This is a genomic window from Pseudomonas laurentiana (assembly GCF_014648275.1).
Classification (GTDB): domain Bacteria; phylum Pseudomonadota; class Gammaproteobacteria; order Pseudomonadales; family Pseudomonadaceae; genus Aquipseudomonas; species Aquipseudomonas laurentiana.
Map to the genome: position 1 here is coordinate 1 of NZ_BMQU01000022.1, position 24889 is coordinate 24889.

Here is a 24889-nt window from a genome sequence, read left to right on the forward strand (position 1 = left end):
GGGGTTTCCCCATGTGAGAGTAGGTCATCGTCAAGATTAAATTCCGAAACCCCTATCTGCACATGCAGGTAGGGGTTTTGTCTTTGTGGCGTTTCAGATACTTAGCCTTAGCCAACCTGTTCTAAAAGGAATTAGACATGGAAGTTGATCACCTCTTTATCTGCGTAACCAACCCTACTCAAAGTGCTGCCGCGCTGAGTGCTCTGGGACTTATCGAGGGCACACCGAACGCTCACCCTGGGCAGGGCACCGCGAACCGCAGGTTCTTCCTTCAAAACACATTTATTGAGCTGTTGTACCTCACGGATGCCCAGGAAGCTCAAAGCCCATTAACGGCCCCCACGCAGCTCTTCGAGCGTCTCAGCAGAGCAGATAGCAACGCATCACCCTTTGGTGTGTGCTTCAGGCCTGCTACGGTAAACGAGGTACTGCCTTTTCCCAGCTGGGCGTATCGTCCTGCTTACTTGCCAGTCAGCCTGAAAGTAGATGTAGGCCATGCGCCTGCCGCGGAACCCATGTGGTTCTTTCTGTCTTTCGCCAAACGTCCAGACCAGATGCCGCCCGAGCGAGCGCAGCCTATTGAGCATCCCAATGGCTTTCGCGAAATCACCGCAGCACGGGTGACTACAACCAGCGGATCAGCATTTTCCGCAGCGGCCTCTTGTGCAAATCACCTGAGCGAATTTGAGATCATCCAGGGCGACGAGCACTTGATGGAGCTGGAGATCGACCACGGTGTTCAAGGGCAGACACACGACTTCCGGCCTAGCTTGCCGCTGGTGATGAACTGGTAGTAAGCGTAGGAGCACGACCTGGCTCCGCAGGTGTTGGCCTTGCCGACTAAACTACCGTCTCCCCAAGAAGGGCTATCAAATTGACGCATATTTTCTCGGGAAGTTGCCTGTGCGGCGCGGTGGCGTATCGAGTTTCGTCTCGTCCCAAAGCGGTATCTCACTGCCATTGCAGCCAGTGTCGAAAAGGGCATGGTGCTGCATTTGCCAGCTACGGAAGTGTGCCGCGCTCAGACCTGCACATCATCAAGGGCCGTGAGAGCCTCAACACCTACCAGTCCTCTGCCACCGTTGCGCGGCAGTTCTGTTGCCAGTGCGGCTCGTCATTGTTTTGGTCGACAAGCGAAGGTGACTTTTCCGGGTGGATATCAATAGCCCTGGGTTGCCTCGACACGCCTTTCACCCCTGGCCATCAAAAGCATCTGCATCTAGGGGCGAAGGCAACGTGGTATGAGATTCAAGATCACTGCCCGGAATCGGATTAACCGCTGCAAGTAAGCCTGCCGCAAGGCGTGTGCGTGGATCTCCTGCAATGCAGTATTTCTAGACACAAAAAAGGCCGCCTTTCGGCAGCCTTCTTTTGAACTCAAGCCAGCATCAATCCCAGCTCAAAGCCCCACCAGTCTGATACTCGATAACCCGGGTCTCAAAGAAGTTCTTCTCTTTCTTCAAGTCCATGATTTCACTCATCCACGGGAACGGGTTGGTGGTACCTGGGTACTCTTCCTTCAGGCCGATCTGCGACAGGCGGCGGTTGGCGATGAACTTCAGGTAGTCTTCCATCATCGCGGCGTTCATGCCCAGTACACCGCGTGGCATGGTGTCACGGGCGTATTCGATTTCCAGTTGGGTGCCTTGCAGAATCATCTGCGTGGCTTCTTCCTTCATCTCGGCATCCCACAGGTGCGGGTTTTCGATCTTGATCTGGTTGATCACGTCGATACCGAAGTTCAGGTGCATGGATTCGTCACGCAGGATGTACTGGAACTGCTCGGCAACCCCCGTCATCTTGTTGCGACGACCCATGGACAGGATCTGGGTGAAGCCGCAGTAGAAGAAAATGCCTTCCAGTACGCAGTAGTAGGCGATCAGGTTGCGCAGCAGTTCCTTGTCGGTCTCGACGGTACCGGTGTTGAATTCGGGGTCGGAGATCGAGCGGGTGTAGCGCAGGCCCCAGGTGGCTTTTTTAGCGACCGATGGGATCTCGTGGTACATGTTGAAGATTTCGCCTTCATCCATGCCCAGCGATTCGATGCAGTACTGGTAGGCGTGGGTGTGGATCGCTTCTTCGAAGGCTTGGCGCAGGATGTACTGGCGGCACTCCGGGTTGGTGATCAGGCGGTACACGGCCAGTGCCAGGTTGTTGGCAACCAGGGAGTCTGCAGTGGAGAAGAAGCCCAGGTTGCGCATGACGATGCGGCGTTCGTCGTCGGTCAGGCCTTCCGGGTTTTTCCAGAGGGCGATGTCCGCGGTCATGTTGACCTCTTGCGGCATCCAGTGGTTGGCGCAGCCGTCCAGGTACTTCTGCCAGGCCCAGTCGTATTTGAATGGGACCAGTTGGTTGAGATCGGCGCGGCAGTTGATCATGCGCTTTTCGTCAACGGCCACACGGGCTGCGGAGCCTTCCAGCTCGGCCAGGCCTTCGGCGATGTCGAGTTCATCCAGTGCCGCTTTGGCACGGATTACGGCAGCCGAGTCGGCTGCCGTCACGGCACGGGCTTCGAGGGCGGCGGCACCGCCAGCGCTGTCGAGTTTGTCGATACCGTTTTCGCTTGCTTGGGCAGCACCAGCGGTTTTAGCGGCAACTTCGCCGTCTTCTTTGTCGAATTCGTCCCAGCTCAGCATGGTGGGTCTCCTGCATGAGGGCCATATTCAGTATGGCCTGATGGATCTTGGGTTGCGTAGCTCGCGTCGGGTACAGCAGTGCACGCAAAACTTTTGGAATGCTTGAGGGGAAAGGCCCCTCGGGTGGCGAAGGGGGCTGCTTGGCAGCCCTGTCGCCGACAAGGCCGGTTCCTGCTGGAACCGGCCTTGCGCGCCTTATTGGCAGGCTTCGCAGTCGGGTTCGTCGATTGCGCAGGCTTTAGGCACAGGGGCCGGTGCCGGGGCAGCCTGCACCGGGGCGCTGTCGCCACCGCTGGATACGGCGTTGAGCTTGCCGGTGTTGATGGTCGACTTCTCGGTGCTGGTGGCGGCCAGGGCACGGAGGTAGTAGGTGGTTTTCAGACCACGGTACCAGGCCATGCGGTAGGTGACGTCCAGCTTCTTGCCCGAGGCGCCGGCGATGTACAGGTTCAGCGATTGAGCCTGGTCGATCCACTTCTGGCGACGGCTGGCGGCGTCGACGATCCACTTGGTTTCCACTTCGAAGGCTGTCGCGTAGAGCTCTTTGAGTTCTTGCGGGATGCGCTCGATCTGCTGAACCGAACCGTCGTAGTACTTCAGGTCGTTGATCATGACCGCGTCCCACAGGCCACGGGCCTTAAGGTCGTGAACCAGGTACGGGTTGATCACGGTGAATTCGCCCGACAGGTTCGATTTCACGTACAGGTTCTGGTAGGTCGGCTCGATGGACTGCGATACGCCGGTGATGTTGGCGATGGTCGCGGTCGGCGCGATGGCCATGATGTTCGAGTTACGGATACCTTTCTGAACGCGCTCGCGAACGGGTGCCCAGTCCAGGGTCTCGTTCAGGTCGACGTCGATGTACTTCTGGCCACGGGCTTCGATCAGGATCTGTTGCGAATCCAGCGGCAGGATGCCTTTGGACCACAGCGAGCCCTGGAAGGTCTCGTAGGCGCCACGTTCGTCGGCCAGGTCACAGGATGCCTGGATGGCGAAGTAGCTGACCGCTTCCATGGAACGGTCGGCGAACTCGACGGCCGCGTCCGAACCATAAGGAATGTGCTGCAGGTACAGCGCGTCCTGGAAGCCCATGATGCCCAGGCCGACCGGGCGGTGCTTCATGTTCGAGTTGCGTGCCTGCGGTACCGAGTAGTAGTTGATGTCGATCACGTTGTCGAGCATGCGTACAGCGGTGTTGATGGTGCGCTGCAGCTTGGCGGTGTCCAGCTTGCCGTCGACGATGTGGTTCGGCAGGTTGATCGAGCCCAGGTTACATACCGCAATCTCATCCTTGTTGGTGTTCAAGGTGATTTCGGTGCAAAGGTTCGAGCTGTGGACCACGCCCACGTGCTGCTGCGGGCTACGCAGGTTGCACGGGTCTTTGAAGGTCAACCATGGGTGGCCGGTTTCAAACAGCATCGACAGCATCTTGCGCCACAGGTCTTTGGCCTGGACGGTCTTGAATACCTTGATCTTGTTGTACTCGGTCAGCGCTTCATAGTACTCGTAGCGCTCTTCGAAGGCCTTGCCGGTCAGGTCGTGCAGGTCTGGCACTTCCGAAGGCGAGAACAGGGTCCACTTGCCGTCATCGAAGACGCGCTTCATGAACAGGTCAGGGATCCAGTTGGCGGTGTTCATGTCGTGGGTACGACGACGGTCATCACCGGTGTTCTTGCGCAGTTCGATGAATTCTTCGATGTCCAGGTGCCAGGTTTCCAGGTAGGCACAGACAGCGCCTTTGCGCTTGCCGCCCTGGTTAACGGCAACGGCAGTGTCGTTGACGACTTTCAGGAACGGTACGACGCCCTGGGACTTGCCGTTGGTGCCCTTGATGTAGGAACCCAGAGCACGTACTGGCGTCCAGTCGTTGCCCAGGCCACCGGCGAATTTCGACAGCATGGCGTTGTCGTGGATCGCGTGGTAGATGCCCGAGAGGTCGTCCGGGACGGTGGTCAGGTAGCAGCTCGACAGCTGCGGACGCAGGGTGCCGGCGTTGAACAGGGTCGGGGTCGAGGCCATGTAGTCGAAGGACGACAACAGGTTGTAGAACTCGATCGCGCGGGCTTCCTTGTCTTTCTCTTCCAGCGCCAGGCCCATGGCCACACGCATGAAGAACACCTGTGGCAGCTCGAAACGTACGCCATCCTTGTGGATGAAGTAACGGTCGTAGAGGGTCTGCAGGCCCAGGTAGGTGAACTGCTGGTCGCGCTCGTGGTTGATCGCCTTGCCCAGTTTTTCCAGGTCGTAGTCGGCCATGGCCGGGTTGAGCAGTTCAAACTCCACACCCTTGGCGACGTAGGCCGGCAGGGCCTTGGCGTACAGGTCGGCCATTTCGTGGTGGGTGGCGCTTTCGGCAACTTGCAGGAACCCCAGGCCTTCGGCGCGCAGGGTGTCCATCAGCAGGCGAGCGGTCACGAAGGAGTAGTTCGGCTCACGCTCAACCAGAGTACGGGCGGTCATCACCAGGGCGGTGTTGACGTCCTTGATGGCCACGCCGTCGTACAGGTTCTTCAGGGTTTCGCGCTGGATCAGCTCGCCATCGACTTCGGCCAGGCCTTCGCAGGCTTCCGAAATGATGGTGTTCAGGCGGTTCATGTCCAGAGGCGCCAGGCTGCCATCGGCCAGGGTGATACGGATGCTCGGGTGTGGCTGTACGGCTACATCGCCGTTGCTGCGGGTGGCACGTTCCTTGGCGCGTTGGTCGCGATAGATCACGTAGTCACGGGCAACTTTCTGTTCGCCAGCACGCATCAGGGCCAGTTCGACCTGGTCCTGGATTTCTTCGATGTGGATAGTGCCGCCCGATGGCATGCGACGCTTGAAGGTCGCTGTTACCTGTTCGGTCAGACGGGCAACGGTGTCGTGGATACGCGACGAGGCAGCAGCAGTGCCGCCTTCAACTGCAAGGAACGCCTTGGTGATGGCAACGGTGATCTTGTCATCGGTATAGGCGACGACAGTACCGTTACGCTTGATCACGCGCAGTTGGCCCGGAGCGGTGGCAGCCAGATCCTGGTTCGAATCAGCGGCCTGCGGCGCCTTGGCCTGCGGGTTCTCGCGAGTTGTGTCGGTTTGCATGGGGGTCTCCACGTTTTCTAAGTTTGTTTAGGCACCGTACAGGTGCCAACCGTTCCGTCCAAAAGCTCGACAACCGACCCGCAGGCATGCGCAAGGGCAGCGTGCGGGGCAGGGCTTACCTACTTCGGGACAGATCAGGAAAAAGGGGCAATTGCTCGCCGCTCCCTGGCCGAAGTCAAAGGTCTCGGGCCAATGCCCAAAACTGTTGCTGTCGGATGTGCGTTTGTCTGCAACACCCGTACCCGAAACAAGCCCTCTGGTGGACTTGCAACGGTCGCCTCCGCAGGAGCGGTTTGGCTGCTGATTTCTTTCAAAGTTCAAGCAAAAAAAGCATTTTGCAAGGCTTGAGTTTAACGCTCGACTTGTGCTTGGGAATTAAGTGAAAACCCAAGATGTAGTGTTTTGTTTCGATAGGGATACAAGATAATGCGGTATCAGGGGTATTGCAAGGTGATGCTCTGTGGATAACTTGTGCGTAGTTTGTGAGTGATTCAGGGCAACGCCTTGTAGGCCGCGTCTCACCGCCATTGTGCCGTTGGTCACTCTTTTTTTACGTCGGCCATGACTCGAACGCGGAATTTTGCGGGCGCGAACCCTATCACAAAAAGCCCCATTGTCCAGCGCTCTTGGCACGGCTTTTAAGCATCGTCGGCGGCGGTTGGAATGTGTGGGTTCGCGTCGTAGTATCCGGTGCCATTATTGCCCTTTGTTGACGGGCGGTTTTCCAAGAACAACAAGCCCAGCAGAGGTGTCCGTGGAGCAGCAGCGCAGCCAGGTGTTGATCGTCGAGGATGACCAGCGATTGGCCGACCTCACGGGCGAGTACCTGCAGGCCAACGGTTTTGACGTGGCGGTGGAGGGCGACGGGGCCAAAGCGGCCCAGCGCATCATTGATGAGCAGCCTGATCTGGTAATCCTCGATCTGATGTTGCCTGGCGAGGATGGCCTGAGCATCTGTCGCAAGGTACGCGAGCGTTATGCCGGGGTGATACTGATGCTCACCGCTCGCAGCGACGATCTCGATCAGGTGCAGGGCCTGGACCTGGGGGCCGACGATTATGTGGTCAAGCCCGTACGCCCGCGCCTGTTGTTGGCGAGGATCAATGCCCTGTTGCGTCGCAGTGATGTGCCGAGTGGCGAGCGTCAGGCATTGGCGTTCGGCCCGTTGCGTGTCGATAACACGCTGCGCGAAGCCTGGTTGCGGGGTGCGAGCATTGAGTTGACTAGCGCCGAGTTCGATCTCCTCTGGCTATTGGTGAGCAATGCCGGGCGTGTGTTGTCTCGCGAAGAAATCTTCACCTCGTTGCGTGGTGTGGGCTATGACGGCCAGGACCGCTCTATCGATGTGCGTATTTCGCGCATACGCCCCAAAATCGGTGACGATCCGATCCAGCCGAAGATGATCAAGACCCTGCGTAGCAAAGGTTATCTGTTTGTAGCCGAGGCAGCGCAGGCCATGAGTCACGAGGCATGAACTCGATTTTCCTGCGCATCTATGGCGGTATGCTGGCTGCCTTGGTGCTGGTGGCGATGCTTGGTGCCTTGAGCCTGCACCTGCTTAACGAGGTGCGTGCGGATCAATACCGTGAGCGACTTGCCCACGGTACCTTTACCCTGATGGCTGACAGCCTGGTGCCGCTCAGTGAGGTCGAGCGCACACGGGCGCTGGCGATCTGGGAGCGCTTGCTGGGCATTCCGTTGACGCTGCAGTCGCTGGCCCACACCGGGCTTGATGGGCGCCAACGCAGCGTGTTGCAGCGTGGCCAGGTACTGGTAGAGAAGACTGGGCCTCATGCGGCCAGGGTGATGCGTCAGGTGGGTGACCAGCCGTTTTTGCTCATGGGTGAAGTCAAGCAGATCAGTGAGCAGTTGGCCCGCGCCACGATTTACCTGCTGGCCGATGAGTTGGTGCGTTATCCGGTTGCGGAGCAGCCTCGACGGCTTGAGGAATTGAGGGAAGCCAAGGGGTTTGGCTTTGATCTGCGTCTGCTGTCGATGACCAAGGCTGACCTGGATGAAGACCAGCGCCGACGGGTCGAGGAAGGCGACACGGTGATGGCGTTGGGCAAGGATGGTGATTCGATTCGTGTGTTCTCCGGCCTTGCCGGTACGCCCTGGGTACTGGAGCTTGGCCCGTTGTACCAGATGAATGCCTACCCACCGCAGTTGCTGGTGATGATTGCCGTGCTCGGGCTGTGTCTGATCGGTTTGATTGTCTATTTGCTGGTGCGCCAGCTAGAGCGTCGGCTATCGACCCTTGAGGTTGCTGCGACACGTATCGCGCAGGGTAGCCTGGAGACCCGTGTGGCTGCCGATGACGACGACTCGGTCGGTCGGCTGGCTGCGGCTTTCAATGGCATGGCTGAGCATTTGCAGCGCTCATTGAGCATCCAGCGTGAGCTGGTGCGTGCCGTGTCCCATGAACTGCGTACGCCGGTAGCCCGTTTACGGTTCGGCCTGGAGATGATCGCCGCAGCCAGCAACGATCAAGCTCGGGAAAAGTACCTGGATGGCATGGATGGTGACATTCAGGACCTCGACAAGCTGGTAGACGAAATGCTCACCTATGCGCGCCTGGAGCAGGGCTCGCCGGCGTTGCAGTTCCAGCAGATCGACCTGGACGCTCTGCTCGATCAAGTGATAGCCGAACTGGCGCCCTTGCGTCGCGAGGTGACGGTGGTACGTGGACCGTGCCAGGCGGGAGAGGAGGCCAAGGGGGCCTGGGTAGAGGCTGAGCCGCGCTACCTGCACCGGGCCCTGCAGAACCTGGTGAGCAACGCCATGCGCCATGCGGAGTCACAGGTCAGCCTGAGTTATCAGTTGGGCGCGCAGCGTTGCCGGATTGATGTGGAGGATGATGGGCCGGGCGTCCCTGAGCATGTCTGGGACCGGATCTTTACCCCCTTTACCCGTCTTGATGACAGCCGCACCCGGGCTTCCGGTGGGCACGGTCTGGGCTTGTCCATCGTACGCAGGATTATCTATTGGCATGCAGGGCGTGCCTCGGTCAGCCGTAGCGAGCGCCTGGGCGGGGCGTGTTTCAGCCTGAGCTGGCCGCGAAGCCAGGCCTCTGGTGCATCATGACGCAGACCGTGAGGCTGAGTGAGCTACTGCGTCCGGCGTACTTTCACAGGCTGCTGCTGGCGCTCTATGGGGCTGATTTGATGCCAGCCCAGTTGCCTGTACTGGTGTCGCAGTGGTCCAAGTACTATTTCTCGATGTTCTGGCGCGAGGCCGTGTCAGCTCGGTGTGCCGGGCGAGGGCTGGCGCTGCCAGGCAATGTCGGTGTGAGCCTGGACGAGCGCGGTCTGCCGCTGGCGTTTGAACCAATGGACGCAGGCAGCGAGGATTTGCAGGGGCTGTTGGAACAACACCTGGCGCCACTGATCCAGCAACTGGCCGCCTTGGGCTCGGTGCCGGTCGCCGTGCTCTGGGGTAATGCTGGCGATTGCCTGGAACAGTGCCTGCAGGCGCTTGAGGTCGACCTTGTCGAGGCGCGCGACCTACTGGATCGCCCTGGTGGCCCGTTGTTTGCGGCGGTCAGCTATGACGCGAACGGTCTGCGGCGTCGGCGAACCTGTTGTTTGAGTTACAAGGTGGCGTGGGTGGGGCACTGTGCGCATTGCCCGCTTAACCCCTGACTCAGACGCTGACCAAGGTCAGGATTTGGTCATTTTGTACGCTGAACTGACTTTCCAGTTCGTGGCCCTGACGCCAGTCGGTCGAGAGGTCTTTCAACAGGCGTAGCCGCGCATGGCCATCGGTGGACCATTCCAGTACCTCCGCGTGTTCAAAGTAGAAGCGCTGTTGCACGATGGGGTAGAGGGCCTTGAACAGGCTTTCCTTCAGGGAAAACGTCAGGGTAACCGCCAGGGCGGCAAGGTCCGGGTCCATCCGTTGCAGTTCATCGACCGTGAGAATCTCTGCTGCCAGGCGCTGGGCGCGTTCGTGGCTGAGCAGGGTTTCCTGATCCAGGCCAATGCCTGCGCACTGGTTGTTATGGGCAACCACCGCAGCGGCCCAGCCGTGGCTGTGGGTGATGGATCCGCGGATATCGTTTGGCCAGACCGGCGCACGGTCTTCACCGGTACCGGGGATGTACTCCCGGCCATCCAGCGCTTGCAGCGCTGCACGGGCACAGACCCGACCCGCCAGGTACTCGGCCTGACGCTTGGCAACAGAGCGTTGCAGGCTGCTGGTGTATTCGACACCGGCATGGATGAAGTCATCGGCAGCCAGTTGAGCGGGGTCGAAAGGGCAACTGACCAACACTGCACCGGGTACTGCCCGAGGCAGAGGCCAGTGGTGCTGGAGTGGTGAGCAGCAAGATGGGAGTCTGTTCATGGTCATTATTGTGCCGTTCTCCATGACGTCCGGCCAGCGCCCATTCCAATCCGTTTTTTTCTGCCCAAGTGCCGCCCCGCAGGGCTTCAGTTCAGCTTGAACACCTTCTTCAAGAAAACCTGCAAGTCCGCCCAAGCGCTTTCGTCGGCGCTTTTGTTGTAGGCAATGTCCGGTCCACCGTGCTCGCCGTGGCTGAGTCGGTCAGCATCCGGGTTAGTGAAACCGTGTTTGGCGCCCTGGATGCTCACGAACTCATAGGACGCACCTGCTGCATTCATTTCGTCTTTGAATTTATCCACCTGCTCTTGGGGGACCATGCTGTCGGCTGCACCGTGCTCCACTAGAATCTTGCTCTTTACGCTGCCGGGGGTTGCCGGGCTGCTGGTTGCCAGCGGGCCATGGAAGCTGACGACTCCCGCCAGCGGCTCGCCTCGCCGTGCAGCATCAAGCACGACTTTTCCGCCGAAGCAGTAGCCGATGGCCGCAATCCGATTGTTATCGGTTTGCGGTTGGAGTTTCAGCAGTTCAACACCGGCATCGAAGCGTTTGGCCGCTGCGACAGGATCTTTCATGGCGGCTTGCATGAAGGACATGGCGTCTGCAGGGTGCTCGGTGTGCTTGCCGTCGCCGTACATGTCGATCGCGAGCGCGCTATAGCCCAGCCCCGCCAAATCACGTGCGCGACGTTTAGCGTAATCGTTCAGGCCCCACCACTCATGCACCACCACCACGCCGGGGCGCTTGTCGTCGACCGCATCATCATAGGCGTAGTAGCCAACCAGACGCTTGCCGTCGGCATCCTGATAGGCAATTTCACGGGTCTGTATGGCAGCCTGAGCCAGGCCTGTGGCGCCGATCAGGGCAAGGGCAAGCAGATAGCGCATGGAGGGTACTCCTTGTGTGAGTCGATGCATCTGTTCAGCCGCGGTGTGGGGCGGGCTCAGCGACGACAGGGGATGTCCTGCTTACTCTAGCTTCCAGGCTCCATCCTGCAACGAATTGAACACATACCTTGGCTAAGTGGGCGGATAACCGCCATTGGCGAAGTCTTTTGGCGGACCGCGTGCGGAAATCCGCCAATGCGCACCGTTCTTCGTGCCACCTCCTAGTGCATGCAGGCCCCGAAAACCGGGGGGTTGCACCCATAAAGCGCACATTGGCATCGGGCTTGCTAAATAGCCACCAGAGCCCTGCCAGGCCGCTCGACAAAACAAATCCCTCCAGTGCAGGAGGGTTCGCGCTTTTGGTACCGCCACATCCTGGGAAGGATGACGGTGGGTACGCTTGAGGAATTAGCCATGACGACGCGTCAGCCGCTGTACAAATCGTTGTATGTCCAGGTGATCATCGCGATCACCATCGGTATCCTGCTGGGTCACTTCTATCCTGAGACCGGCGTGGCACTCAAGCCACTGGGTGACGGGTTCGTGAAGCTGATCAAAATGGTCATCGCCCCCATCATCTTCTGCACCGTGGTCAGCGGCATTGCCGGTATGCAGAACATGAAGTCGGTCGGCAAGACCGGCGGCTACGCGCTGTTGTACTTCGAGATTGTCTCCACCATCGCACTGATCATTGGCCTGGTTGTGGTCAACGTGGTCAAGCCGGGTGCAGGCATGCACATTGACGTGTCGACCCTGAACGCCAGCAGCATCGCAGCTTATGCGGCGGCAGGCGCGCAGCAGACCACCGTTGGCTTCCTGCTCAACATCATCCCGAACACCGTCGTCGGTGCCTTCGCCAACGGCGACATCCTGCAAGTACTGATGTTCTCGGTGATCTTCGGTTTCGCCCTGCATCGCCTGGGTGCTTACGGCAAGCCACTGCTGGACCTGATCGACCGTTTTGCCCATGTGATGTTCAACATCATCAACATGATCATGAAGCTGGCACCGATCGGCGCCTTCGGTGCCATGGCCTTCACCATCGGCCAGTACGGCGTGGGCTCGCTGGTTCAACTGGGCCAGTTGATGATCTGCTTCTACATCACCTGTGTCGTGTTCATTCTGGTGGTACTTGGCGGTATCGCCCGTGCCCACGGCTTCAGCGTGGTCAAGCTGATCCGCTACATCCGTGAGGAACTGATGATCGTGTTGGGCACGTCGTCTTCCGAGTCGGCCCTGCCACGCATGCTGATCAAGATGGAGCGCCTGGGTGCGAAGAAGTCGGTTGTCGGACTGGTAATCCCGACCGGCTACTCGTTCAACCTCGACGGTACCTCGATCTACCTGACCATGGCCGCCGTGTTCATTGCTCAGGCCACCGACACCACCATGGACATCACCCACCAGATCACGCTGCTGCTGGTGCTGCTGGTGGCCTCCAAGGGGGCGGCTGGCGTGACGGGTAGTGGCTTCATTGTACTGGCTGCCACGCTATCGGCCGTTGGCCACCTGCCGGTTGCCGGTCTGGCGCTGATCCTGGGTATCGACCGCTTCATGTCTGAAGCTCGCGCCCTGACCAACCTGATCGGCAACGCTGTAGCGACCGTAGTGGTAGCCAAGTGGGTCAACGAACTGGACGAGGACAAGCTGCAGGCCGAGTTGGCGTCTGGCGGCACGTCGATCACCGACACCCGTCCAGTCGACGACCTGGGTGTAGCTGAAGGTGCTGCCCGCTAAGCATTCGGGGTGTACTTGATCGCCGGCAAGGTCGGCTCCTGCATCAGGAGTCGGTCTTGCCGGCGATGTCGTTTATTCCACCCGCGTTTCTCCGGTAAACACTAATGTTTGCCGGCAGCGTCTGCACAGGTAGCGCCGCCCTTGGCGCACCAGGCCATGACGCTGGGCAGAGAACGGGAAGTCGCTACCCGCACAGGGGCAGCGGTAGATATAGCGGGTCATGCTACGGCGCTTTACTGCGTAGTTATGGCAGCGGTTCGGTGGAAGTTCATACACCCCGCGCATGATCAGTTGCCACTCTTCGCCATGAGGTTGGATGCTACCGCCGAACAGTTGGTGGGCGATCAGGTGGGCCACCTCATGGGCGACAGTCTGCGTCAGGAAGTCTTCACGGTTTTCCATGTACAACTGCAGGTTGAAGCGCAGCAGGTTTTCATGCAGATGTGCCACGCCGGCCTTCTGCCCGCGCAGTTTGAAACTCACTTCGGGGCGTTGGAAGGGGCGTTTGAAAAAGGCTTCAGCCTGCTGGAAACAGCTTTCGACGCGGGATTTGAGCAGATCGGGCATATCGGGGAACACTCCTGACCGGCAATTATGCCGCAACCTTGGCATTACTGCCGAGGCCGCCGGTCCGCGTACGGCATCAGGCCGCCCTGCGGCGGCCTGATGTTTGTTGCACCTATGTTGTTGCAGTGTTTCTAATTTGTTAGTTGGTATAGACGGGCCCCACGCCCAGTCCCCAGACGATCACCGTGAAGGCCATGATGGCTACCAGCACCACCAGGCCCACCGCCAACACTGAACTCGAGAACAGGAAGCCCTCGTCCGAAGGTATGTTCATGAAGGTCGGCAGGCCGACATAGAGCAGGTAGACCGTGTAGCAGATGGCTGCCGTACCGACAATCATCCCCAGCCACAGGTGTGGGTAAAGCGCCGCCAGCCCTCCGACGAACAGTGGGGTGGCGGTATAGGTTGCAAACGCGATGCATTGCGCCAGGCTTGGGTTGGCATCATAGGTGCGGGCCATCCAGTGGATGAATGCGCCCATGACCGCAACGCCGCCGAGCATGGCCAGGTACGACATGATGCTCATCCAGAGCGCACTTTCCATGGTCAGCATGACGGGCGCGCGCTCGCCGATGACCCAGCCTACCTGGGTGGTGCCTATAAATGCCGATACGGCGGGAATGGCCGCCAATATCAGGGTGTGGGTCAGGTACATGTGGCTGATGCTTTCCTCTTCGCCACGAATTTCTCGCCATTCCTGATCGGGATGGGTAAACAGCCCCAGAACGTGATGGATCATGCCAGTCACTCCTTTCGTTGTTGCCATCGCCCCCCAGAGGAGCGCTTGCTGGCCCGAGGTCCGGACCATACGACCAGGTCACATACACGGTGGCCCTATGTCGCAGTATAGGAAGGAGTTCGCTGCATAAAACCTGGCTTTTTAGAGCAAATTGCGCTGTCAGGCGGTTGCTTAATCACGATGCAGTCTTTATCGGATTGGCCTACGCCGCCAGTCGGTTTATGCGTAAAATAGGCCGCTTTTGTCATACCTCGCGGATTCCAAGCGCTATGGGCACCCTTTCGGTCAATCAGAACAAACTGCAAAAACGCCTTCGCCGCCTCGCGGGTGAGGCTGTCACCGACTTCAACATGATCGAAGACGGTGACAAGGTCATGGTCTGCCTGTCGGGCGGCAAAGACAGCTACACCATGCTCGATGTTCTGCTGCACCTGCAGAAGGTGGCGCCGATCAAGTTCGAGATCGTCGCGGTGAATATGGACCAGAAACAACCGGGGTTCCCCGAGGACGTGCTGCCGGCCTACCTCAAGACCCTGGGCATCGAGTACCACATCGTCGAGAAGGACACCTATTCGGTGGTCAAGGAATTGATCCCGGAAGGCAAGACCACCTGCTCGCTGTGCTCGCGCCTGCGCCGTGGCACCCTGTACACCTTCGCCGATGAAATCGGCGCGACCAAGATGGCCCTGGGTCATCACCGTGATGACATCGTCGAGACCTTCTTCCTCAACATGTTCTTCAATGGCACGCTCAAGGCCATGCCGCCAAAACTGCTGGCCGACGATGGCCGCAACGTGGTCATCCGGCCATTGGCCTACTGCAGCGAGAAGGACATCCAGGCCTACTCGGACATGAAGGAATTCCCGATCATCCCGTGCAACCTCTGTGGCTCGCAGGAAAACCTGCAGCGTCAGGTGGTCAAGGACATGCTTCAGGAGTGGGAGCGCAAGTCGCCAGGGCGTACCGAGAGCATCTTCCGTGGTTTGCAGAACGTGGTTCCGTCGCAATTGGCCGACCGCAACCTGTTCGACTTCGTCAATCTGCGTATCGACGACACCGCGACACCGCGCTTCCTCGACGTGCTGAACATCTGACGAACTTTCTGGCAAGGAACCGCCATGCGCGACTATCAATGGCTGCATGAGTACTGCCTGAACCGCTTCGGCTCTGCCGCTGCGCTGGAGGCACATCTGCCGGTGCCGCGAACCCCGGCGCAGTTGCGCGCTATCAGTGATGACCGTTACCTGTCGACCCTGGCCCTGCGCGTGTTTCGCGCGGGGCTCAAGCACAGCCTGGTAGATGCCAAGTGGCCGGCGTTTGAGCAGGTGTTCTTCGGTTTCGATCCGGAAAAGGTCGTACTGATGGGGGCCGAGCATCTGGAGCGGCTGATGCAGGACACCCGCATCATCCGTCACCTGGGCAAGCTCAAGAGCGTGCCCCGTAATGCGCAGATGGTGTTGGATGTGGCGAAGGAGAAGGGCAGTTTCGGCGCCTTGATCGCCGATTGGCCAGTGACAGACATCGTCGGTTTGTGGAAATACCTGGCCAAGCATGGCAACCAGCTTGGTGGCTTGTCTGCACCACGCTTTCTGCGCATGGTCGGCAAGGATACGTTCATCCCCACGGATGACATGGTTGCGGCCTTGGTGGCTCAGGACATCATCGACAAGGCACCGACCAGCCAGCGCGACCTGGCGCTAGTGCAAGCGGCGTTCAATCAGTGGCACGCCGAAAGTGGGCGGCCACTGTGCCAGCTCTCGGTAATGCTGGCGCATACCGTCAACCATTGAGTTAAGTACTGGCACTGCTCGGCAAGTCGAGCAGTGTCACGCCGAGCCTTCACCCGCCAGTTTGCGGTCGTACTGGAATCGCCAGCGTACATACAGCAATGCGCTGATGAACAGTGACAGGCTCAGCAGTACCTCCAGCCAGCCAAACAGCGCCCGATCCGGGACGAAGGCTGCCTGTACACCGCTGATGAAGTACAGGTTCACCACGAAACAGGTCCAGGCATGAGCGCGGGCACTGCCCAGCAGCATGCCTGGCAGCAATATCAGCAACGGCACCAGTTCGACCCCAAGAATCACCCAGGAACGTGCACCATGCAGGTCGGCGACCAGCAGGGTGTTGAGGCTCAGCAGGGCGATCAGACCGAAGAATGTCGCCAGGCTCAAGGCCCGGCTGATACGTACACGTGGGGCCAGCCATTCCAGTGGGGGCAGGATTTTCGGCTTCTTAGCCACGGCCATTCTCCAGTAGCGTGGCGGTGCTCGCCAGACGTTGGCCGAGCGCCCGGCACAGGGCGATTTCGTCGGGATCCAGGGCGCGTTTGCCGTCGGCACCGGCGTGGTGGCTGGCGCCATAAGGGGTACCGCCGCCACGGGTTTCCAGCAGTGCCGACTCGCTGTAGGGCAGGCCCATGATCAACATGCCGTGGTGCATCAGCGGCAGCAGCATGGACAGCAGCGTCGACTCCTGGCCGCCGTGCAGGCTGGCGGTAGCGGTGAACACTGCTGCAGGCTTGCCGACCAGGCCACCGCTCAGCCAGAGGCTGCTGGTGCTGTCGATGAAGTACTTGAGCGGCGCGGCCATGTTGCCGAAGCGGGTCGGACTGCCGAGCGCGAGGCCGGCACAGTTGCGCAGGTCGTCAAGGCTGGCATACAGCGCACCGTTTTCCGGAATGGCCGGGGCGACGGCTTCACACTCGCTGGAAATGGCCGGTACGGTACGAATACGGGCCTCCAGGCCACCCAGTTCAACGCCACGGGCAATTTGCCGGGCCATTTCGCTGGTGGAACCATGGCGGCTGTAATACAGGATCAGGATATAGGGCGTGCTCACGAGAGGATCTCCAGCACCTTCTCGGGTGGCCGGCCAATGACGGCTTTGTCGCCAGCGACCAGAATCGGTCGTTCGATCAGTTTCGGGCAACTGACCATGGCGGCGATCAGTTCATCTTCGGACAGGGCAGGGTTTGCCAGGTCAAGGGTCTTGTACTCGTCTTCGCCGCTGCGCAGCAGTTCACGGGCCGTGATTCCCAGTTTACCGAGCAGGCTACGCAGCGTCGCGGCGTCCGGCGGCGTTTCCAGATAGCGTACTACGGTTGGCGCCAGGCCACGGGCCTCGAGCAGTTCCAGCGCGCCACGGGATTTGGAACAGCGTGGGTTATGGTAAAGCGTCAAGTCGGTCATGTTCGGGTCGCATTCAGCATGAAGTGGCGGCTATTCTAACCGCAGCGACTTTGCATTTTGCTTGAATATTCAATAAGGATTGACCCATGACAAGGCGATTGGCAGCAGTACTGGCGATCACTACGAGCCTGTTGCTCGGCGGTTGCGGCGCAGACTATGGGCTGGATCAGAATGGCCGCAAAGTGGCCGCAGAACAATTGGACGGGCGCTGGCTGGTGCTTAACTATTGGGCCGAATGGTGTGGCCCCTGCCGGACGGAAATTCCAGAGCTCAATGCCGCGGCCAAAGAGCTGCAGGCCAAAGGTGTGACGGTGCTCGGGGTGAACTTCGACGGCTTGCGCGGCGATGAGTTGAAAAAGGCCAGTGACGCGCTGGGGATCGGTTTCACCGTGCTTGCTGACGACCCTGCCGAGCGCTTTGAGCTACCGCGTAGTGAAGGCTTGCCGGTCACCTACATCATCGATGACAAGGGCAAGGTGCGCGAGCAGTTGCTGGGTGAACAGACCGCTGCGGGGATTACCGAGAAATTGACGGCACTCAAGGGCGCCTGATGCCCCGGCTGCGCCTCGCAGCGTACGTGAATTATGCGTTCCTGTAGGCGCCAGCAAGGCTGGCCCTACAGGAAACCAAACAGGGCGCGGGGCGTGGTTTAGCCTTCCTCAGGCCAGAACCGCAGTGGTTTGCCTTGTGCTGGCCAAAACCGCACCTGCTCGATTGGCGAGATGTCCCAGCGTTGCACATCCTCCAATGCTTGCAGGAAACGCTGCTCCTGTTCCATCAGCGCTGGTGCACAGCGCTTGCGGGTGCTACCAACCTTGCCGAAGCTCAGTTTGTCGCCGTCCAACTGATACGGTGCAAACCAGTGGTTGCAGCCTGCATTGCCATACGCCCGACCATCGGCCGCCAAGGTCAGCGTCAGGTGGCTGTAGTCCATCAATGGTCGTTCGCCAATCCATTCCAGTATGTAGCTTCGCTCCTGCTCCAGCTTCATGGGCTCGGCAGCACAGCCGACCAGGCCTGCGGCTACCAGTCCCGAAAACAGAAGGTGTTTCACTGCGCCTGCCCCCGGCATTTCGGACACGTGTGTTTGTCGCCTTGAGTGGTCCAGCCCAGTTCGGCGATACGCGCCACGGCGGCTGGCTGCTGGGCTTTGTTACCCAGTTTGGCGTCTACCGCGAACTCGAAATCAAGGTTGGCCTGGCAGCTGTCGCAGTTGACTTGCCACTGATGGATTGCCAGTTCGCCGAAGACCGGACCGCTGGCCACGGCGACCCATTGACCGGGCGGGTTGATCAGGTGGCGTACCTTTTCCACAGTCAGGCGCATTGACAGTGTCTTGCTGCCCTTGAGGGTTACCAGCAAGACGTCGTCATTGTGGATTGAGCCACCATTGCCGGTGACCTGGTAGCGACCTGGTGCCAGGGAGCGGCATTCGATCAGGGTGTGTTGCGGATTAAACAGGTTGTAGCGGAAATCGTGTTCGACCATGGGTCCTCCAAATCTGCCGCGTATCCTAGCATCAACCTTCGACCAGATTCTGCGGATTCCCGACCGCCCAGCGGGCAATGTTCTCCAACGTGGTCTCGGCGATGGCGGCGAGGGCCTCACGGGTAAGGAACGCCTGATGGGCGGTGATGATCACGTTGGGGTAGGTCAGCAGCCGCGCCAGCACATCATCTTGCAGCGGCTGGTCTGAGCGGTCTTCAAAGAACAGCTGTGCTTCCTCTTCATAGACGTCCAGGCCCAGGTAGCCGAGGTGGCCGCTTTTCAGGGCATCACTCAGTGCCGGGGTGTCTACCAGCGCGCCACGGCCGGTATTGATCAACATCGATCCGCGTTGCATCAATGCCAGGCTTTGTTGATTGATCAGGTGGTGGGTTTGCTCGGTCAATGGGCAGTGCAGGCTGACGATGTGAGCCTGAGCCAGCAGCTCCGGCAGCGGCAGGTAGCGCGCGCCAAGCGCCTGCATTTGAGGGCTAGGGAAGGGGTCGTAGGCCAGTAACTGGCAACCGAAGCCGGCCATGATCCGTGCAAACGCCAAGCCTATCTGGCCGGTACCGATCACCCCGACGGTTTTGCCGTAGAGGTCGAAACCGGTCAGACCATGCAGGCTGAAGTCGCCTTCTCGGGTGCGGTTATAGGCCCGGTGCAGACGTCGATTGAGGGCCAGAATCAATGCTACGGCATGTTCGGCGACGGCATGCGGTGAATAGGCCGGCACCCGTACCACGCTTAACCCCAGGCGTTGGGCGGCCTTGAGGTCAATGTGGTTGTAGCCCGCCGAGCGCAGGGCAATCAGCCGCGTACCACCTGCGGCCAGGCGCTCCAGCACCGGTGCTGACAATTCATCGTTGATGAAGGCGCAGACGACTTCATGGCCGGCCGCCAGCGTGGCGGTTGCTTCGGTCAGGCGTGCCGCCTGGAAGTTCAGGCTCAGGCCCTCCATGGCAGGCGCAGCGCGGAAACTTTCCTGGTCATACGTCTGGCTGCTGAAAAATAGTGCGCGCATGGCAAAGCTCCTTGGCATCGAATGCCACCAGTCTAAACAACTGCTACGCCACTGGCCTTGCCTCAGGTCAGGCGCTCAGCCGCGCTTGGGCACTGAGCCGTGCAAGTGCACGATCCAGTTCGTCGAGGGCCTGCTGGGCTTGCGGAGCATTTTGCTTGAGCAGGGTTTCGCAGCGCTGGCAGGCCGCGCGCAGCTGCGGCACCCCACAATAGCGAGTGGCGCCATTCAGGCGGTGAACCCGCTCGATCAGCGCATTGCGATCACTTGCATTGCGTGCGGCCCGGATGGCATCGCGGTCGGCGTCCAGTGAGGCCAGCAGCATTGCCAGCATGTCCGCCGCCAAGTCCGGCTTGCCTGCGGCCAGGCGCAGGCCCTCGTCCGGGTCGAGTATCTTCAGTTCGGCACTGTCGACCGGGCGCTCGTTGAAACGCTCTACAGGCGGCTCGGCCAGTGAGAGCCCCGTCCATTTCAGCAAGACCTGCGCCAATTGCCGCTCGCTGATCGGCTTGGTCAGGTAGTCGTCCATACCGCTATGCAACAACGCGAGTTTTTCGTTGGCCATTGCGTGGGCGGTCAGCGCCACGATCGGTAGTGCAGCACTGTCGTTTTCGGTTTCCCAGAGGCGTATTTGTTCGGTGCATTCGCGCCCATCCATGCCGGGCATTTGTACGTCCATCAGGACGAGATCAAAACAGTCTTCCTGCACCGCCTTGATTGCCGCGCTACCGCTGTCGACGGCCTGTACCGAGGCGCCAAGGTCTTCCAGCAGGGTTTGCACCAAGAGCAGGTTGGCAGGGTTGTCGTCGACACACAGCACTTTGGGTTGGCGCTGTCCTGGCACCAGGCGTGTCAGTTCAGCCTCGCTGCGTCGTGGTTCGGTCAAGTCCAACAGGGCTCGGCGAAGTTTGCGAGTACAGGTCGGCTTGACCTGCAGTTGGCTGTGCGGGTTCGGCAGGCAGGATTGGAACGCCCGTTGCTCGGTGGTCGGGCACAGCACCATGGCTTGGCAGTTAAGGTGCTCAAGCGTTTGCACATGCTGGCCAAGCCGCTCTGGAGAAAGGTTGGCAAGGCTTACGCCAAATACGGCCAGTTCAAATGGCTGGCCGGCCAAGCGAGCAGCATCCACGCCCTTGAGCAACTGATCGAGCGTGCTGAATACGGTAATACTCAACCCACAGTCCTGCAGCTGGTGCTGGAGTGCCTGGCACGCCAAGGGGTGCGGGTCGATCACGGCCGTACGGCGTCCCTGCAGCGACGATGGCGGCAAGTCTTCGGCATCATCCAGGGCTTTGGGCAGACGTAGGCTGACCCAGAACTGCGAGCCTTCGCCCGGAGTGCTATCGACACCAATTTCGCCGCCCATCTGTTCAATCAGGCGCTTGGAAATCACCAGGCCCAGGCCTGTTCCACCGGGCTGGCGCGAGAGTGAATTGTCGGCCTGGCTGAAGGCCTGGAACAGGGCGCGCACGTCTTGCGGCGACAGCCCGATGCCTGTGTCCTGAACACTGATGCGCAGGTGAACGCTGTCCTCATCATCGTCGTCATCCTCCAGCATGGCGCGAGCGACGATGGTGCCTTCACGGGTGAACTTGATGGCGTTGCTGACCAGGTTAGTGATGATCTGTTTCAGTCGCAGCGGGTCGCCGACCACTGACAAGGGGGTGTCGCGGTAAATCAGGCTGAGCAATTCAAGCTGCTTGGCGTGGGCGGACGGTGCGAGGATGGTCAGGGTTTCCTGAATGACGTCACGCAGGTTGAACGGGATACTGTCGAGCACCAGTTTCCCGGCCTCGATTTTCGAGAAATCGAGAATTTCATTGATGATGCCCAGCAGGTTGTCGGCAGACTTTTCAATGGTGCCCAGGTACTCAAGCTGGCGCGGGCTCAGCTCGCTTTTCTGCAGCAGGTGGGTAAAGCCGAGGATCCCGTTGAGTGGTGTACGGATCTCGTGGCTCATGTTGGCCAGAAACTCGGATTTGATCCGGCTGGCCTCCAGGGCCTCCTTGCGGGCCATGTCCAGTTCGATGTTCTGAATTTCGATGGTTTCCAGGTTCTGGCGGACATCCTCTGTGGCCTGGTCGATGCTGTGTTGCAGTTCTTCGTGGGCGTTTTGCAGGGTTTGGGCCATACGGTTGATACCGTCGGCCAACTCGTCCAGTTCATGGCTGCCCAGGGTGGGCAGGCGTTGTTCCAGATTGCCGTCCTTGAGCTGGTTCACCGTATGCTTGATTTGTCCGATAGGGCCATTGATGGCTCGGCTCATGCGCAGGGCAACCAAGGCGGTTACCGCCAGGCCAATGAAAATCAGCAACATGCTGGTGAAGAGGCTACGGTAGCCACGCAGCAGTGTGCCGTCGTGGGACAGTTCGACTTCCACCCAACCGAGCAGGCGGTGGGATTCACCGGGAATCAAATCACCCGCCAGATCGCGATGGCGACCGAACACCGGCAGCAGGTAGCGTGTTGCGTCACTGCCGCTGCGTTGCAGCAGTTGGCTGGTGTCGCCATTGGGTGCCTGGTTGAGCATGCTCGGCCCGGCATGGGCAAGGCTACTGCGGTCGGGAGCAAGAAAACTCACCGCACGCACATCGGCTTGTTCCAGCGCTTGGGCGGCAATGCGCTCCAGTTGTGCCGGGTTGTTGCTGACCAGTGCCGGGGCTACCAGAGGGGCCAGTTGCTCTGCGATCATCTTGCCGCGTTGCAGCAATTGAGACTGCAACTCGTTTTGCTGCAGCCAGGTGAAATAACCGCCCAGTACCAGCGCCATCAGGCTGGTCGGCAAGAGCGCGAGCAACAGCACACGGCTTCTGATACCCAATCTATTCAGCACGCCACTCTCCTGTGCTTAGGCAGTTGCTGTAAGGCGCCGTAAGATCCAAGTGGCGACCCAGGTCGGAAAATTACCGCGACTGTCAGCGCAATGCACTCATTTGTATCTACTTTTATCTTTTTGTAGGAAATCTCCTAGATGTTTGTCGGTAATTGGTTGCTTGGCGCGGATGGAATCTGAATAATCGCGCTATTGAGAATTAATAGCGTCTACCAATGAATTCCCCATCTACGCCTGTCCCCAACATTCTTGCGATCGAAGACGACCCGATCCTGGGTAGCTATCTGCATGAACAGATGCAACGCAGTGGTTTTCGGGTGACGTGGTGCCGGGATGGCTGCGAGGGGCTGGCGCTGGCAACACGCGAGCCTTTCGATGTCGTGTTGATGGACATCCTGTTGCCGGGGTTGAATGGCCTGGACGCCTTGTCGCAGTTGCGTGCTCGTAGTTCGACACCGGTCATTCTGATGTCTGCCCTGGGTGCGGAGGCTGATCGTATCAGTGGTTTTCAGCGAGGCGCAGATGATTACCTGCCCAAGCCCTTCAGCATGGCCGAATTGCAGGTGCGGGTCGAAGCGATCCTGCGACGTGTTGCGCTGGAGCGGCGTTACCAGCAACCCGAGCCCATGCTGTCGGGCGAGTTGCAGTTCGATGAACGGGCCACTGATGTGTGTTTTGAACAGCGTTGGGCAGGCCTGACGCCCAGCGAGTACCGTTTACTGGAAACCCTGCAACGCAGCGCCGAAGAGGTGCTGAGCAAGCCGTTCCTTTACCAGCAGGTGCTGCAGCGCGGTTACTCCCGGCACGACCGTAGTCTGGACATGCATGTGAGCCAGATCCGTCGAAAACTGAAGGGCATTGGCTATCTGGAGCGTCAGGTGCTGACGGTTTGGGGCAAGGGCTACCGACTCAGTGCTGTCGAGGCCGATTAAGTGCCCGGTCGTCATTCGTTGTTCTGGAAACTGGCCGTTCTGCTGGTGGGCTTCTGCCTGCTGATGATTGGATTGAGCTGGACATGGGGCCGCCAGATGGAAACCCGTACAGCCTTTCTCTCCAGTGACGCGCGGGCAGTGCTCGAAGGGTATGCTGAAGACGCCGAACAGGCCTGGCGACAGGGCGGGGAGGCGGCCGTCGACAACTGGTTGGCGGCGATGCGGGGCGGTGAGGGCGTCTGGGTCGGGCTTATTGGCCGTGATTTGCAATCCCTTGGCAGCGTGCCCTTGAGTGATGCCGAAACCCAGCACCTGACCACGTTGCGTGGCGCGGACTGGCCGATCAGTCGTCGTGCCACGCAGCCACCCTGGATCAAGCTGCCTTTTCCCCATGATGCCAGACAGGGCAGCCTGGTCATCGAGCTGCCGCAGCGACTGATGCCTCAACGCCATGTCACGTTGCTCTGGGCGTTGTTCATCAATGGGATTATTCCGGGTCTGTTGACGCTGCTGTTCTGTGTCGGGCTCTACCGCATGTTGATCATGCCCCTTAATCAACTGCGCCGACAGGCCAACGCCTGGCGGGCGAATCAGCTTTCTGCGCGAGTAGCCAGCGCGACCACCTGTCGACGTGATGAGCTGGGTGAGCTGGGGCGGGCATTTGATGATATGGCCCAACGGCTGCAACGTACCGTGATCCTGCAGCAGCAGTTGCTGCGAGACCTGTCCCATGAGTTGCGCACGCCGCTCAGCCGATTGCGTGTCGCATGTGACTCGGAGGTTGACGAAGGGTGTTTGCGCGAGCGCTTGAGCCGTGAGGTCGAGGGGATGCAGCGGCTGGTCGAGGACACGCTGCAACTGGCGTGGCTAGAGGCTGAGCAAAGTCCGTTGGTGCAAGAGCCGATTCAAGTGCAGGCATTGTGGGAGATGCTGGTTGATGATGCCTGCTTCGAAAGTGGCTGGTCTGCCGATCAGCTGCAGTGTGCGTTGGACAGCTCCTGTTGGGTGCTGGGTAACCTCAATAGCCTGGCCCAGGCTCTGGAGAACATTCTGCGCAATGCCATTCGGCACTCACCGGTCGGCGGTGTGATCCGGCTGGATGGGCGTCGTTCCGGCAGCTTATGGGTGCTCTGGATCGAAGATCAGGGCGGCGGCGTGGCCAAGGGCGCACTGGAGCGCATTTTTGAGCCCTTTGCCCGGTTGGATGGTTCGCGTCCCGGCGATGGCGGCTTTGGCCTGGGTTTGAGCATCGCCCGTAATGCGCTGATGCGCCAAGGCGGCCAGCTGTGGGCACACAATACGAGCGAAGGCCTACGGCTGTCGATGCAACTGCCCGCTGCAACCAATCTTATAGCTCAAGGCTATAAGGAGCATACATTGCGTGATATGGGCGCACGCCGTTTGCCGGTATGATGGAGGCTTCCCGCAGTCTGGATTGCGAA

24 protein-coding genes are annotated in these 24889 nt (G+C 59.6%); 11 read left to right on the plus strand and 13 right to left on the minus strand.

Going from position 1 to position 24889, the window contains the following annotated elements; genetic code table 11:
• The first annotated feature begins 137 nt into the window (after positions 1 to 137).
• Together IE038_RS19600 and IE038_RS19605 are read left to right on the plus strand one after the other, a co-directional pair.
• A complete protein-coding gene (locus tag IE038_RS19600; protein WP_189396157.1) occupies positions 138 to 794 on the plus strand; it encodes a VOC family protein in 657 nt (218 codons plus the stop codon).
• Positions 795 to 874: 80 nt separating this feature from the next.
• Entirely contained in the window at positions 875 to 1276 is a 402-nt protein-coding gene (locus IE038_RS19605) for a GFA family protein (protein ID WP_163933292.1), read from the plus strand.
• 112 nt (positions 1277 to 1388) lie between these two features.
• Here the strand turns inward: IE038_RS19605 and IE038_RS19610 are convergent, their stop codons facing one another.
• Together IE038_RS19610 and IE038_RS19615 are read right to left on the minus strand one after the other, a co-directional pair.
• A complete protein-coding gene (locus IE038_RS19610; RefSeq protein WP_163933295.1) occupies positions 1389 to 2636 on the minus strand; it encodes a ribonucleotide-diphosphate reductase subunit beta in 1248 nt (415 codons plus the stop codon).
• Positions 2637 to 2831: 195 nt separating this feature from the next.
• A complete protein-coding gene (locus IE038_RS19615; RefSeq protein ID WP_163933298.1) occupies positions 2832 to 5714 on the minus strand; it encodes a ribonucleoside-diphosphate reductase subunit alpha in 2883 nt (960 codons plus the stop codon).
• A 754-nt stretch (positions 5715 to 6468) separates the two neighbouring features.
• Here IE038_RS19615 and IE038_RS19620 point away from each other — a divergent pair.
• Genes IE038_RS19620 through fhuF form a run of 3 tightly spaced genes read left to right on the plus strand, consistent with a single transcriptional unit; the run spans position 6469 to position 9355 of the window.
• Positions 6469 to 7188, plus strand: a complete 720-nt coding sequence (locus tag IE038_RS19620; protein WP_163933301.1) for a response regulator — start codon at positions 6469 to 6471, stop codon at positions 7186 to 7188.
• On the plus strand, positions 7185 to 8798 hold the full coding sequence (locus tag IE038_RS19625; protein ID WP_163933303.1) for an ATP-binding protein: 1614 nt from the start codon (positions 7185 to 7187) through the stop codon (positions 8796 to 8798). The genes IE038_RS19620 and IE038_RS19625 overlap by 4 nt, the downstream gene beginning before the upstream one ends.
• Positions 8795 to 9355 carry a siderophore-iron reductase FhuF gene (gene fhuF, locus IE038_RS19630; RefSeq protein WP_163933306.1) on the plus strand — a complete coding sequence of 187 codons (561 nt, stop codon included), beginning with the start codon at positions 8795 to 8797 and terminating at the stop codon, positions 9353 to 9355. The genes IE038_RS19625 and fhuF overlap by 4 nt, the downstream gene beginning before the upstream one ends.
• A gap of 1 nt (position 9356) precedes the next feature.
• Here fhuF and IE038_RS19635 read toward each other — a convergent pair whose 3' ends face one another.
• Positions 9357 to 10058, minus strand: coding sequence for a 4'-phosphopantetheinyl transferase family protein (locus IE038_RS19635; protein ID WP_189396159.1), 702 nt, complete (start codon positions 10056 to 10058; stop codon positions 9357 to 9359).
• Positions 10059 to 10144: 86 nt separating this feature from the next.
• Positions 10145 to 10942: a dienelactone hydrolase family protein gene (locus IE038_RS19640; protein WP_163933309.1), complete on the minus strand. Its 798-nt coding sequence runs from the start codon at positions 10940 to 10942 to the stop codon at positions 10145 to 10147.
• 414 nt (positions 10943 to 11356) lie between these two features.
• Between IE038_RS19640 and IE038_RS19645 the strand changes: the two genes are divergently transcribed.
• Complete coding sequence (locus tag IE038_RS19645) at positions 11357 to 12679, plus strand: dicarboxylate/amino acid:cation symporter (RefSeq protein WP_189396160.1); 1323 nt, start codon at positions 11357 to 11359, stop codon at positions 12677 to 12679.
• Between the two features lie 72 nt (positions 12680 to 12751).
• Here the strand turns inward: IE038_RS19645 and IE038_RS19650 are convergent, their stop codons facing one another.
• Both IE038_RS19650 and IE038_RS19655 read right to left on the minus strand, forming a co-directional pair.
• Entirely contained in the window at positions 12752 to 13246 is a 495-nt protein-coding gene (locus tag IE038_RS19650) for a SprT family zinc-dependent metalloprotease (protein ID WP_163933312.1), read from the minus strand.
• Positions 13247 to 13385: 139 nt separating this feature from the next.
• Positions 13386 to 13985: a Yip1 family protein gene (locus IE038_RS19655; RefSeq protein WP_102053262.1), complete on the minus strand. Its 600-nt coding sequence runs from the start codon at positions 13983 to 13985 to the stop codon at positions 13386 to 13388.
• Between the two features lie 269 nt (positions 13986 to 14254).
• Here IE038_RS19655 and ttcA point away from each other — a divergent pair, with 269 nt between their 5' ends.
• Together ttcA and IE038_RS19665 are read left to right on the plus strand one after the other, a co-directional pair.
• On the plus strand, positions 14255 to 15079 hold the full coding sequence (gene ttcA / locus IE038_RS19660) for a tRNA 2-thiocytidine(32) synthetase TtcA (RefSeq protein WP_065761337.1): 825 nt from the start codon (positions 14255 to 14257) through the stop codon (positions 15077 to 15079).
• 24 nt (positions 15080 to 15103) lie between these two features.
• Positions 15104 to 15775 (plus strand): DNA-3-methyladenine glycosylase I, encoded by a 672-nt coding sequence (locus IE038_RS19665; protein ID WP_189396161.1) that lies wholly within the window; start codon positions 15104 to 15106, stop codon positions 15773 to 15775.
• Positions 15776 to 15811: 36 nt separating this feature from the next.
• Here the strand turns inward: IE038_RS19665 and IE038_RS19670 are convergent, their stop codons facing one another.
• Genes IE038_RS19670 through arsC form a run of 3 tightly spaced genes read right to left on the minus strand, consistent with a single transcriptional unit; the run spans position 15812 to position 17176 of the window.
• Positions 15812 to 16228 carry a DUF2069 domain-containing protein gene (locus tag IE038_RS19670; RefSeq protein WP_163933315.1) on the minus strand — a complete coding sequence of 139 codons (417 nt, stop codon included), beginning with the start codon at positions 16226 to 16228 and terminating at the stop codon, positions 15812 to 15814.
• Entirely contained in the window at positions 16221 to 16826 is a 606-nt protein-coding gene (gene wrbA, locus IE038_RS19675) for an NAD(P)H:quinone oxidoreductase (protein WP_163933317.1), read from the minus strand. Before wrbA ends, IE038_RS19670 begins: the two co-directional genes overlap by 8 nt.
• The gene (gene arsC, locus IE038_RS19680; protein WP_163933320.1) at positions 16823 to 17176 is read right to left on the minus strand and encodes an arsenate reductase (glutaredoxin); all 354 of its coding nucleotides are present in this window, start codon (positions 17174 to 17176) and stop codon (positions 16823 to 16825) included. The genes wrbA and arsC overlap by 4 nt, the downstream gene beginning before the upstream one ends.
• Positions 17177 to 17262: 86 nt before the next feature.
• Between arsC and IE038_RS19685 the strand changes: the two genes are divergently transcribed.
• Entirely contained in the window at positions 17263 to 17727 is a 465-nt protein-coding gene (locus IE038_RS19685; protein ID WP_163933322.1) for a TlpA disulfide reductase family protein, read from the plus strand.
• 98 nt (positions 17728 to 17825) lie between these two features.
• Here the strand turns inward: IE038_RS19685 and IE038_RS19690 are convergent, their stop codons facing one another.
• The 4 genes from IE038_RS19690 to IE038_RS19705 all read right to left on the minus strand — a co-directional run bounded on the left by IE038_RS19690 (position 17826) and on the right by IE038_RS19705 (position 22515).
• The gene (locus IE038_RS19690) at positions 17826 to 18230 is read right to left on the minus strand and encodes an META domain-containing protein (protein ID WP_163933325.1); all 405 of its coding nucleotides are present in this window, start codon (positions 18228 to 18230) and stop codon (positions 17826 to 17828) included.
• Entirely contained in the window at positions 18227 to 18664 is a 438-nt protein-coding gene (locus IE038_RS19695; protein WP_163933329.1) for a hypothetical protein, read from the minus strand. Before IE038_RS19695 ends, IE038_RS19690 begins: the two co-directional genes overlap by 4 nt.
• A 31-nt stretch (positions 18665 to 18695) precedes the next feature.
• A complete protein-coding gene (locus IE038_RS19700) occupies positions 18696 to 19685 on the minus strand; it encodes a 2-hydroxyacid dehydrogenase (RefSeq protein WP_189396162.1) in 990 nt (329 codons plus the stop codon).
• Between the two features lie 67 nt (positions 19686 to 19752).
• On the minus strand, positions 19753 to 22515 hold the full coding sequence (locus IE038_RS19705) for a response regulator (RefSeq protein ID WP_163933335.1): 2763 nt from the start codon (positions 22513 to 22515) through the stop codon (positions 19753 to 19755).
• Positions 22516 to 22730: 215 nt separating this feature from the next.
• Between IE038_RS19705 and IE038_RS19710 the strand changes: the two genes are divergently transcribed.
• On the plus strand, positions 22731 to 23447 hold the full coding sequence (locus tag IE038_RS19710; protein ID WP_189396163.1) for a response regulator transcription factor: 717 nt from the start codon (positions 22731 to 22733) through the stop codon (positions 23445 to 23447).
• Positions 23448 to 24860 carry a sensor histidine kinase gene (locus IE038_RS19715; RefSeq protein ID WP_308425304.1) on the plus strand — a complete coding sequence of 471 codons (1413 nt, stop codon included), beginning with the start codon at positions 23448 to 23450 and terminating at the stop codon, positions 24858 to 24860.
• The last annotated feature ends 29 nt before the right edge of the window (positions 24861 to 24889 follow it).

Coding starts and splice junctions, on each gene's coding strand:
- IE038_RS19600 (WP_189396157.1), top strand. CDS start 138: ATGGAAGTTGATCACCTCTTTATCTGCGTAACCAACCCTACTCAAAGT.
- IE038_RS19610 (WP_163933295.1), bottom strand. CDS start 2,636: ATGCTGAGCTGGGACGAATTCGACAAAGAAGACGGCGAAGTTGCCGCT.
- IE038_RS19615 (WP_163933298.1), bottom strand. CDS start 5,714: ATGCAAACCGACACAACTCGCGAGAACCCGCAGGCCAAGGCGCCGCAG.
- IE038_RS19625 (WP_163933303.1), top strand. CDS start 7,185: ATGAACTCGATTTTCCTGCGCATCTATGGCGGTATGCTGGCTGCCTTG.
- fhuF (WP_163933306.1), top strand. CDS start 8,795: ATGACGCAGACCGTGAGGCTGAGTGAGCTACTGCGTCCGGCGTACTTT.
- IE038_RS19635 (WP_189396159.1), bottom strand. CDS start 10,058: ATGAACAGACTCCCATCTTGCTGCTCACCACTCCAGCACCACTGGCCT.
- IE038_RS19640 (WP_163933309.1), bottom strand. CDS start 10,942: ATGCGCTATCTGCTTGCCCTTGCCCTGATCGGCGCCACAGGCCTGGCT.
- IE038_RS19645 (WP_189396160.1), top strand. CDS start 11,357: ATGACGACGCGTCAGCCGCTGTACAAATCGTTGTATGTCCAGGTGATC.
- IE038_RS19650 (WP_163933312.1), bottom strand. CDS start 13,246: ATGCCCGATCTGCTCAAATCCCGCGTCGAAAGCTGTTTCCAGCAGGCT.
- IE038_RS19655 (WP_102053262.1), bottom strand. CDS start 13,985: ATGATCCATCACGTTCTGGGGCTGTTTACCCATCCCGATCAGGAATGG.
- ttcA (WP_065761337.1), top strand. CDS start 14,255: ATGGGCACCCTTTCGGTCAATCAGAACAAACTGCAAAAACGCCTTCGC.
- IE038_RS19665 (WP_189396161.1), top strand. CDS start 15,104: ATGCGCGACTATCAATGGCTGCATGAGTACTGCCTGAACCGCTTCGGC.
- arsC (WP_163933320.1), bottom strand. CDS start 17,176: ATGACCGACTTGACGCTTTACCATAACCCACGCTGTTCCAAATCCCGT.
- IE038_RS19685 (WP_163933322.1), top strand. CDS start 17,263: ATGACAAGGCGATTGGCAGCAGTACTGGCGATCACTACGAGCCTGTTG.
- IE038_RS19695 (WP_163933329.1), bottom strand. CDS start 18,664: ATGGTCGAACACGATTTCCGCTACAACCTGTTTAATCCGCAACACACC.
- IE038_RS19700 (WP_189396162.1), bottom strand. CDS start 19,685: ATGCGCGCACTATTTTTCAGCAGCCAGACGTATGACCAGGAAAGTTTC.
- IE038_RS19710 (WP_189396163.1), top strand. CDS start 22,731: ATGAATTCCCCATCTACGCCTGTCCCCAACATTCTTGCGATCGAAGAC.